Source organism: Marseilla massiliensis (genome assembly GCF_016899855.1).
Classification (GTDB): Bacteria; Bacteroidota; Bacteroidia; order Bacteroidales; family Bacteroidaceae; genus Prevotella.
Genome location: NZ_JACJJG010000104.1, coordinates 1 through 9,257, shown reverse-complemented (window position 1 = coordinate 9,257; position 9,257 = coordinate 1). Strand labels below are relative to the sequence as shown.

Sequence of the window (9,257 nt, the reverse complement as noted above, 5' to 3'; positions counted from 1 at the left end):
TTAAGAATTAAGAGTTAAGAATTAAGAAAATTACCATCGAGGCATATTATATTAATTATCTTAACGCTGACTTTCAGTTCTTAGTTCTTAATTTCCCGATGCATATTTTCTTAATTCTTAACTCTTAATTCTTAACTTTTTAAACGCTCACCTGTCCCGATATATGCGGCCATGGGTCATAGTTTTCTAATTTGAAGTCCTCATACTTGAAGTCGAAGATGTCCTTGACGTCGGGATTGATTGTCATTGTCGGCAGGGGGCGAGGCTCGCGGGTGAGCTGTAGTTTCACCTGTTCTACGTGGTTAAGGTAGATGTGTGTGTCGCCCGTAGTGTGTATGAAGTCGCCCGGTTTCAGTCCTGTCACCTGCGCCATCATCATCAACAGGAGCGCGTAAGACGCTATGTTGAACGGCACTCCGAGGAAAGTGTCGGCACTGCGTTGGTAAAGTTGCAGGCTCAGGCGGCCGTCTGCCACGTAGAACTGGAACAGGCAGTGGCACGGCGGCAGGTGCATCTCTTCTATTTCGGCCACGTTCCATGCGCTGACAATCATGCGGCGTGAGTCCGGCGTGTGCCTTATTTGCTCCACAACATTCTTTATCTGGTCAATGTGTCCACCGTTATAGTCAGGCCACGAACGCCATTGGTGGCCGTACACGGGGCCAAGCTCGCCGTTCTCGTCGGCCCATTCGTTCCATATCCGCACGCCGTTTTCCTGAAGGTATTTCACGTTTGTGTCACCTTTCAAGAACCAAAGCAGCTCGTAGATGATTGACTTCAGGTGGAGTTTCTTGGTAGTAAGCAACGGGAAACCGTCCTCCAGGTTAAAGCGCATCTGGTTTCCGAAAATGCTGATTGTGCCCGTTCCGGTGCGGTCGTGCTTCTTTACGCCTTCCGTCATTATGCGGTTAAGCAGGTCGAGATATTGTTTCATTGTCAGTTTATTTATTGGGTAATAGGCCAAATAAGCCTTATGGGCCGAATAGGAAATTTGAATTATAGGAATATTTCTTAGCTTTTAGTTCTTAACTCTTAATATCCCAAAGGCATATTTTCTTAATTCTTAACTCTTAATTCTTAATTATCACATTGTTTTTCCCCTCTGGTATATGGGTGCTTTTTATCTTCCATTCGGCTGGGTAGAGGTTGTTCGCCCTGTTGCCGATGTTCTTCATAAAGCCAAGCGGCACGTTCTGGTATGTCATTACGACATATCCGCGTGGGGTGTCGGGCGGCAATGTGACGGCTTCCTTGCGCAGATAGCTTATTGCCTGGGCGTAGTTTAGGCTGACGGAGGGGAATGCTTGGGCATTGAATGCCGTCGATAGTGCCAGCGCATGAGCCGGAACGATGTCCTTGCCCTTTATTTCGCCAAGCTCAACGCCGGCAGAAAGCACTTTGAGCAAGCGTGAGGCAAGGTCATACACGTCTTTCCACGCCTTGGGTATGGCGGTGAACGTATCGCCGTTTTCCGTTATCTCGTAATCGTCGGGCGACGTAAGCCAGCCCTTGTCAGGTTTTGCCGTGCTTTGTTTTTTGCCCCGTTCCCTGCCGTTCTTCTGCTTCTTTGTCTTCGGGCGGCCTTGTTCTGTTGCGCCGTCATCGGTTTTTCTCAGTACGGCCATGAACAAACCTTCGCCACGGGTGAGGCCGGGCAGGAAGCGGTAGACGGGTTTATCGAAGCCATTGAGCAGCGACCCGGTTATCTTCCAGTCGCCGTCGATGTCAACGGGCAGCACTTCCGCGCCTAATTCTTTACATATATAAGATACGTTATCCTCGTCTTCCTTAGTGTTGAACGTGCATGTAGAGTAAACCAGCAGACCTCCCGGGCGCAGGCATTGCCATGCTTCGGCCACGATTTCACGTTGCAGACGGCGGCATTTCTCCACGTTCTGCGGGCTCCATTCGTTTATTGCTACAGGGTCTTTGCGGAACATTCCCTCACCCGAGCATGGCACGTCGGTAAGTATTATGTCAAACATCAGGCCGCTGCGGCTTATCTCCTGCGGGTAGTTATTTGTCACGATGACGTCTGGATGGCCGAACTTCTGTATGTTTTCCGCCAGTATCTGCGCACGGGTACGCATCGGTTCGTTGCTTACGAGCAGGCTTCCGGCAGGCAGGGCGGCGCGCGCCACGGTCGACTTGCCACCCGGAGCGGCGCACATATCGAGCATTCTGACGGCCCCGCCGGTAACGTATTGGCGCAACACGAGGTCGAGAAACATCGACGAAGCCTCCTGAACGTAATACATGCCGGCGTGGAGCATGGGGTCGAACGTGAAGTTTGGCCTTGAGTTTAGGTAGTATCCGCTGCTACACCATGCCACACAGTCCGTGGCGTCAACCGCCGTCCACATGCCTTCACGGCATTTCCACGGGTTCAGGCGTATGCTTACCGGGGCCTCGGAGCAGAGTCCTTGCGCCAGCAAAGTCCAAAGTTCGTCGCCCATAGTGGCTTTTGCCTGGGTAATGAAGTCGTCGGGCAGTGTCATCGTATAATGTGATAATACATGGTTTGCAAAGTTACTAAATATTTTAAAGTTTTTAGATAAAATGTTGTATGATTAACTATATTAACCTAACTTTGCAGTCAAAAAGGTCGTAATTTGTCCTTTTTGGATAAAAACGCAACCTTATTGTTTACATAATTTAGCATTTTCAAGGTGTGAAAATATATAACATCAATAACAAATAAACATTTATCATGAACTTAAAACATCTTATTTTACCCCTGGCAATGGTATTCACGGCGTTGAACGTCAATGCCCAGGAAGAGGACAAAAACATGTTCAACCATCTTTCCGTAGGTGTTACGGCCGGTACTCCCGGTATCGGTTTCGACGTAGCTGCGCCCATCGGCAATTATGTACAGGTACGTGCTGGACTGGCATTTATGCCGTCAATCAAGTTCGGAACCGACCTCGACATTAACGAGATGCCCGACGTCAGCGGTTATGATATACCCGAAACGATGGAGGTTGAGGCTAAGGTAGGCTTTACCAACGGTAAGCTGCTCTTCGACGTGTTCCCCTTCAAGAAGAGCTCGTTCCATATTACGGCCGGTGCCTACTTCGGTTCGTCTGCCATCATCAAGGCTTACAACAAGGAGGACGGACTGCTCATGGACATTACGAGGTACAACAACGCCAATCCGGACAACATGATAGGTTACGAGTTGGGTGACTATCTGCTTACGCCTGACGAGAACGGTAACGTCAGCGCAGAGATAAAGACGGCGTCGTTCAAGCCGTACATCGGCCTCGGTTTTGGCCGTGCGGTGCCCAAGAAGCGTATAGGCTTCATGTTCGAGGCCGGCGTACAGTTCTGGGGTTCACCCAAGTTGTATTGTAACGGCGACGAACTTACCGAAGAAGACTTTGACGGCGAGGACGGCGGACTTATGAAGACGCTCAGCAAAATCACCGTATATCCGGTAATAAACTTCCGCCTTTGCGGTAGAATACTTTAACATTTGCCGACAGGGTGCATGCTGTAGTGCAACCCGTTGATAATCAGGCGTATTGCAAAAGGCCGTCTTTCGCTCGACGAAAGACGGCCTTTTGCATTCCGATTGACGGTCTTTCACGACACAAAAGGCCGTCAATCGGAAAACCGTTCCAACTGTCTCGTGTTCGCGATTATTGCATTTGGACAACTTGTTTTTCGAAAAATTTGTGTATTTTTGCACTATGTAACAATATTGAACAGCAAGTGTTTCAATTATAACCAAGGTGAAACGTGCCGCAAGCAGGCTTTAAGCCTCGCTTTGCCAGCCGCCTTGCCTGTTGCCGTTATGCCGCTATGAATATTCTGAAGACCGTCATCGTGCTCGTGGCCGTTGCCGTATCGGCGCCATTGCCAGCGTTTCCCGCCGGCAAGTGGGACGGCATGTACCGTGAGGCCAAGGCTATGTTCGACGGAAAGAAGACGGCCGAGGCCCTTATATGCTTCAACAGGCTCGTTGACGTTCTTGAGTCGCCGTACTCAAAGCTTGCGCACAGTGACTCCGTCCTGTTGATGAACGCCTATACGTACAGCGGTCGCAGCAATGTCATATTAGGCAATAAGGCCGCGGCGATGAAGTGTTACAAGGCCGCGGCAGGCATTGCGGAACGGCTTGGCGACAGGCCGCAGCTGGGCCGGCTGTACAACAACCTTTTCGCCATTTATTACTCGTCGCGCGAATTCGACTCTGCGTCAGGACTGCTCGACATGTCGCTTGAACTCTGCAAGGAGGCCGGCGACTCGGCCGGGATGCGCAACATATACAACAACAAGGGGCTTGTGGCGTTGGAACAAGCCGACTATGAAGCTGCTTTCGGCTACATGCAGCGTGCCCTTGGCTACGCTCCAAAGCACGACAGGCAGGCCGTTGCGCCGATATATACCAACATGGCCGAGGCTTATTTCCGCCAAGGCCGCTATCAGGAGGCTGAGCGTATGCTCGGCGAGGCCGTGAGTATAGGCGGAGAAAAGGCCGACACGCCGGAGAAACTCCAGGCTTGGCTGAACATGGCTCTTGTGAAGACAATGCTCGGCAAGCATAGGGAAGCGGCGCGGATGGAGAAAAACATATACTCAGCACTCGACGGAATGCCGCTCCCCGTAAGGGTGAACTCGTACAGGCAGCTGGCTGAAATAAATTTCATCTCTGGCGACTCGCTCGCCGGACTGCGTGACATCCTGACGCATGAGCAACTTGCCGACTCTATGGAAAACGGCAAGGACGAGGCTTACTTGCAGGAACTTCTTGTAGAATATGATTCCGAACGCCTGAGACAGAGCAACAGCATATTGCGTCAGAACGTGCGGATGCGCGGCTATATGCTGTATGGCAGCGTCGTCTTTGCCGTGCTTTTACTGCTTATGCTCGCCCTTCTGTTCTGGAAGATGAGGAACGACCGCCGGAAAAACGCCCTCATCAACGAGCAGCGAAGGCGCCTGCAGCGTTACGAAAAGGAAGAACACGAACGGCAGCAGCGCGAGCTTTCGCTTGAGATTGACCACAAGAACCGCCAGCTTACGTCTTACAGTATGGAGCTGATATCCGTGAACGAGTATCACAGGAAACTTGAGGAGGAACTGCAAAGTGTGCGTGACGTGGTGAAAACGGGCAACACCGACGAAGCCGAACATGGCTTCTCGGACATTATCCGTGGCCTGCGCCATTTCAGTACAACGCAAGTGAGCGAGGAGTTCCGCGTGTTTTTCGAGAAGGTACATCCCCATTTCGTCAGCAAACTGTCATCAGTACACCCAAATTTGAGCAGTAACGACCTGCGCCTGTGTACGTATCTATACCTTAACATGTCAACAAAGGAAATTGCCGCGCTGACCTGCCGCGAGGTGAGAAGCGTGGAATCGTCGCGCAACAGATTGCGCAAGAAACTTGAGCTTGGTGCCGGTGAAGACATCACAAAGTACCTAAAATCACTTGTTTGACATCCAGCGGCATGGTTTTTAGATGTTTGCCGTAGTATTGCCGTAGTACTTAATACTTGCTTTTTGACGGAAAATGTTTTATTTTGCAGCGTATTCAGCCATTTAAGCGGCAAAAAGTAACAAAACATTTAAAAACAAAGTTGTTATGAAAAGATTTACATTAGTTATCTTAACCCTGCTTTCATGTACGGCTTTTGCGGTCGCCCAGACCAAGACAATCAACGTTGAAAGACCCGGCACACTGTGTGATTTGCTTACGGAAGAGGAACTGGCTACGGTAAGGGAACTGACAGTAACGGGCACTGTTAATTATGAGGATATGCCCATAATACGCGCGATGTGCGGCTATGACGGCGACAACAACACTACGGGAGTGTGCGAGAAGCTCGACCTTTCAGGTGCTACGGTGATAACGTTGGACGACTATGGCTCCGACCTTGTTAATGCCATAGGCATAAACGAGCTGGCCAACTGCGCCACGCTGAAGACGCTTGTGCTGCCCGACAACCTGCGTTACTACCAGAGCAGGGGGCTTGCATATAACAGCAACCTTGCCGAAATAACAATATCTGACGACAACCAGTACTTCACCGCGGAAGGATGCGCGCTGTACAATAAGGACAAAAGTGTGCTTTGCGTGCTCTCTGCGGCGGCCGAGGGTACGTTTGTCATACCGTCAAACCTTACCGATGCTTATCCGTCGGCTTTCCTCGGGTGCGACAAGGTTACGGCTTATGAGGTGGAAGAGGGCAACACTGTGTTCTCTTCGGCCGACGGTGCGCTCGTCAAGGGTGACGAATTGTATCTTGTACCAGGAGGCGTTACCGGTATTCTGAACATCCCCGAGGGCGTGACAAGCATTTCGGCTAACGCTTTCAGTGGTTCGCAGGTCGAGGGAGTGGGCATTCCCTCTACGCTGACGGCGGTGGGGCAATCTGACTTCTCGGGAGCGGAGAACTTGGTGAGGTTCACCGTGGCCGACGCCAACCCTCACTACTTAGTGGTAGGCGAGAGCTTTCTTGTAAATAAGGACGACCCACGCATACTTCTCCTCGGCGCTCCCGGACTGTCGGGCGAGGTTACTTTGCCCGAAGGGATAACTGGCGTAAACAATTACGCCTGCTCGCAGTGCAGCAAGATTGAGAGGCTTATCGTGCCCGAAGGTGTGACCGACATATACGACTTTGCATTCGGAAGCTGCACCGGTCTGACATATCTTTCGCTGCCAAGTACGCTGAAAACCATGACCCACCAGTGTTTTATAAACTGCAGGAATCTGCTTGACGTGTACATATACGCCACGGAAGTGCCGCAGTCAAATGGTTCGGTGTCGTTCTACGGAGGAGCCAAAGGCTGCACGCTTTGGGTGCCTGAGGGAACGCTTGAGGCATACAAGGCCGACAGGGGGTGCGGCTTCATGTGGTTTGCCTTGCAGACCGGCAACAGCATAAAGGAGATGATATCATCAGGCATCGGCGCTGTTGAGGCAGGCCGCGGCAGCGTTGAGGAGACGGAAAGGTACACACTTGACGGCCGCAGGATTGAAAAGCCTGTGCGCGGAGTGAACATTGTGCGTTTCAGTGACGGCTCCACGCGCAAGGAAATGGTGAAATAACCGGCTTGTTTGATTGCAGCTGAATACATGACAGACTAACAGTCTGTAAGTGGTTGATAATCAGGCGTATTGTAAAAGGCCGTCTTTCGTCGAGCGAAAGACGGCCTTTTACATTCTGATTGACGGTCTTTCACGACATAAAAGGCCGTCAATCGGGATATCGAGGATATAACGTGGTATTATATGAGGCGGCATGGCTTCTTGTTGGCTGGCCGGTATTGTCCGTATGTAATCACGCATGAAATTGGGTGAACAGCTCTTTTGACGGTCTGCCAGTTATATAATGGTGAATGCTTGACTGTCGTTCGGTTTGCCGCCGTAATAAGATTGATGGTTTCTTGGAGTGTAAATAAACGTTAAATGCAGAATTTTTTATGTCTGGATGCAACTTTTTCCATACATACAACGTCTAACGTACAGAAACAAAAAACAGCGAAGATATGAAAAAGCTACTTCTTACCATCATGATGGCGGCGGTTATCGGTACGCCCGCCATTGCCCAAGCACCACGCAACGGGCACGCCACGCCTGCGGCACAGACGACGGCACAAACCGACACAGCAGGCATAGAGGCATACTCTGACACAACTATGGTGAGCCAGGCTGACACGTCGGCCTCACCCTCTCAGAACGTTTACGACAAGGACAACTTTATAAAAAATTTTTCATTAGACGATGTTGACGACCCGTTTAACCTCATTGCCTATCTTACTACGATAGGCGTTGGCGGCGTCATCGTGGCCGTATTCTTCGTCATATTGTGCTTGCTTACGGTATTCTCGCCGGTTATACTGATAGTGGTGGTGCTCTATATGGTGTTCAGGCGCAAGAAGGAGCGTTACCGCATAATAGAGAAAGCCATGGAAACCGGGAAACCCATACCCGACGAACTTCGCCGCACGGAGACAATGAGCCCTGACATGCTTTGGCGCAAGGGCATTAGGAACGCCTCGATAGGTCTCGGTATTGTGGCACTTGCGCTGTGCAAGGGCTCTAATTTCATCGGGGGAGTGGGCCTCATCATATTGTTCTACGGCGTGGGGCAGGCCGTGATAGCGCGCACCACGGGCAAGAAAGACGACAGGAAGGATGATGACGGCATAGAGGAATTGTAGTATCCGGAGTGGCCGCGGACTAAGGTTTACAATACGGTTTTATCAGTAAATGAAAGTTTTTAACGACATATCGTTGGTTGCCAGGGTGGCGGCGTTTGACGACAAGCGGGCTTTCGACGCTATCGTCAGGAAGTACCAGGAGTCGGTACGCCGCTTCTTCATGACGCAGACGCTTGGCGACGAGGCCCTCAGCGACGACCTGGCGCAGGAGACTTTCATAAAGGCCTATACCCACATAGGGCACTTCCGCGGCCTGTCGGGCTTCTCTACATGGCTTTACCGCATTGCCTACAGGGTGCTGCTTGACGACGTCCGAGCCCGCAGACATACCGAGGACATCGACGGGAAAGTGGCCGACTGTGGTGTGAGCGCGCATGACGGCAGCCTGAAGATGGACATTTACCGTTGTATGCAGATGTTAAAGCCCGACGAACGTGCGTGTGTAACCCTGCAACTTGTCGAGGGACAGCCCATCGAACGTATCGCCGAGATAACAGGAATGCCCTCAGGCACGGTTAAGTCGCACCTGTCGAGAGGTAAATCAAAACTTGCAACATACTTAAAGGAGAACGGATATGGATGAGAAGAGGGACGAACTTCTGGTCAGGAAGTTTTTTGAGGAGAATAAAATAGAGATTCCCGACGCCGGTTTTTCGCGTCGGGTAATGCGGCGCCTGCCAGACCGCACGCGCCGCCTGAACCGCATCTGGACGGCAATATGCGTTGCCGTGGGGGTAGTAATGTGCGTGAAATTCGATTGGTTGTCATCACTTTCGGCGCAAGTCAAGAGCCTTGCAGACACCGTAATGTCAAATCATATTATCTCGGAGAATCCTATTCTGCTGCTCTTCGGGCTCCTGTTCGTCATCTTCTTGGGAGGATATAACCTGATAGCGGCGGAAAGATAGGAATGTTGGGAATTAAGAATTAAGAGTTAAGAATTAAGAAAATTAGCTTTGAGAAACTGAGAGTCAGGAATTAAGAAAATTACCAACAAAGCATATTTTCTTAATTCTTAACTCTTAATTCTTAATTTATTACGCTTTTATTTACTCAAACTCAAAGTACAGCTCTTCCTC

Annotated in this window: 8 protein-coding genes; 6 read left to right on the top strand and 2 right to left on the bottom strand. The window is 50.6% G+C overall.

Annotation, left to right across the window (positions count from 1 at the left end; translation table 11 throughout):
* Positions 1-139 precede the first annotated feature (139 nt).
* The gene (locus H6A34_RS12210; protein ID WP_021947585.1) at positions 140-934 is read right to left on the bottom strand and encodes a thymidylate synthase; all 795 of its coding nucleotides are present in this window, start codon (positions 932-934) and stop codon (positions 140-142) included.
* Between the two features lie 136 nt (positions 935-1,070).
* A complete protein-coding gene (locus tag H6A34_RS12205) occupies positions 1,071-2,498 on the bottom strand; it encodes a methyltransferase RsmF C-terminal domain-like protein (protein WP_205105744.1) in 1,428 nt (475 codons plus the stop codon).
* 212 nt (positions 2,499-2,710) lie between these two features.
* Here H6A34_RS12205 and H6A34_RS12200 point away from each other — a divergent pair, with 212 nt between their 5' ends.
* The 6 genes from H6A34_RS12200 to H6A34_RS12175 all read left to right on the top strand — a co-directional run bounded on the left by H6A34_RS12200 (position 2,711) and on the right by H6A34_RS12175 (position 9,086).
* Complete coding sequence (locus H6A34_RS12200; protein ID WP_021947587.1) at positions 2,711-3,475, top strand: hypothetical protein; 765 nt, start codon at positions 2,711-2,713, stop codon at positions 3,473-3,475.
* A gap of 332 nt (positions 3,476-3,807) precedes the next feature.
* Positions 3,808-5,448 carry a tetratricopeptide repeat protein gene (locus H6A34_RS12195; protein ID WP_205105743.1) on the top strand — a complete coding sequence of 547 codons (1,641 nt, stop codon included), beginning with the start codon at positions 3,808-3,810 and terminating at the stop codon, positions 5,446-5,448.
* A gap of 145 nt (positions 5,449-5,593) precedes the next feature.
* Positions 5,594-7,063, top strand: coding sequence for a leucine-rich repeat domain-containing protein (locus H6A34_RS12190; RefSeq protein ID WP_205105742.1), 1,470 nt, complete (start codon positions 5,594-5,596; stop codon positions 7,061-7,063).
* 440 nt (positions 7,064-7,503) lie between these two features.
* On the top strand, positions 7,504-8,178 hold the full coding sequence (locus H6A34_RS12185; protein WP_205105741.1) for a DUF6249 domain-containing protein: 675 nt from the start codon (positions 7,504-7,506) through the stop codon (positions 8,176-8,178).
* Positions 8,179-8,227: 49 nt separating this feature from the next.
* Positions 8,228-8,761, top strand: coding sequence for an RNA polymerase sigma factor (locus H6A34_RS12180; RefSeq protein ID WP_205105740.1), 534 nt, complete (start codon positions 8,228-8,230; stop codon positions 8,759-8,761).
* A complete protein-coding gene (locus tag H6A34_RS12175) occupies positions 8,754-9,086 on the top strand; it encodes a DUF5056 domain-containing protein (RefSeq protein WP_205105739.1) in 333 nt (110 codons plus the stop codon). Before H6A34_RS12180 ends, H6A34_RS12175 begins: the two co-directional genes overlap by 8 nt.
* The last annotated feature ends 171 nt before the right edge of the window (positions 9,087-9,257 follow it).

Excerpts from the sequence above, each read along its gene's own strand:
- H6A34_RS12210 (WP_021947585.1), bottom strand. The coding sequence starts at position 934 with ATGAAACAATATCTCGACCTGCTTAACCGCATAATGACGGAAGGCGTA.
- H6A34_RS12205 (WP_205105744.1), bottom strand. The coding sequence starts at position 2,498 with ATGACACTGCCCGACGACTTCATTACCCAGGCAAAAGCCACTATGGGC.
- H6A34_RS12200 (WP_021947587.1), top strand. The coding sequence starts at position 2,711 with ATGAACTTAAAACATCTTATTTTACCCCTGGCAATGGTATTCACGGCG.
- H6A34_RS12195 (WP_205105743.1), top strand. The coding sequence starts at position 3,808 with ATGAATATTCTGAAGACCGTCATCGTGCTCGTGGCCGTTGCCGTATCG.
- H6A34_RS12190 (WP_205105742.1), top strand. The coding sequence starts at position 5,594 with ATGAAAAGATTTACATTAGTTATCTTAACCCTGCTTTCATGTACGGCT.
- H6A34_RS12185 (WP_205105741.1), top strand. The coding sequence starts at position 7,504 with ATGAAAAAGCTACTTCTTACCATCATGATGGCGGCGGTTATCGGTACG.
- H6A34_RS12180 (WP_205105740.1), top strand. The coding sequence starts at position 8,228 with ATGAAAGTTTTTAACGACATATCGTTGGTTGCCAGGGTGGCGGCGTTT.
- H6A34_RS12175 (WP_205105739.1), top strand. The coding sequence starts at position 8,754 with ATGGATGAGAAGAGGGACGAACTTCTGGTCAGGAAGTTTTTTGAGGAG.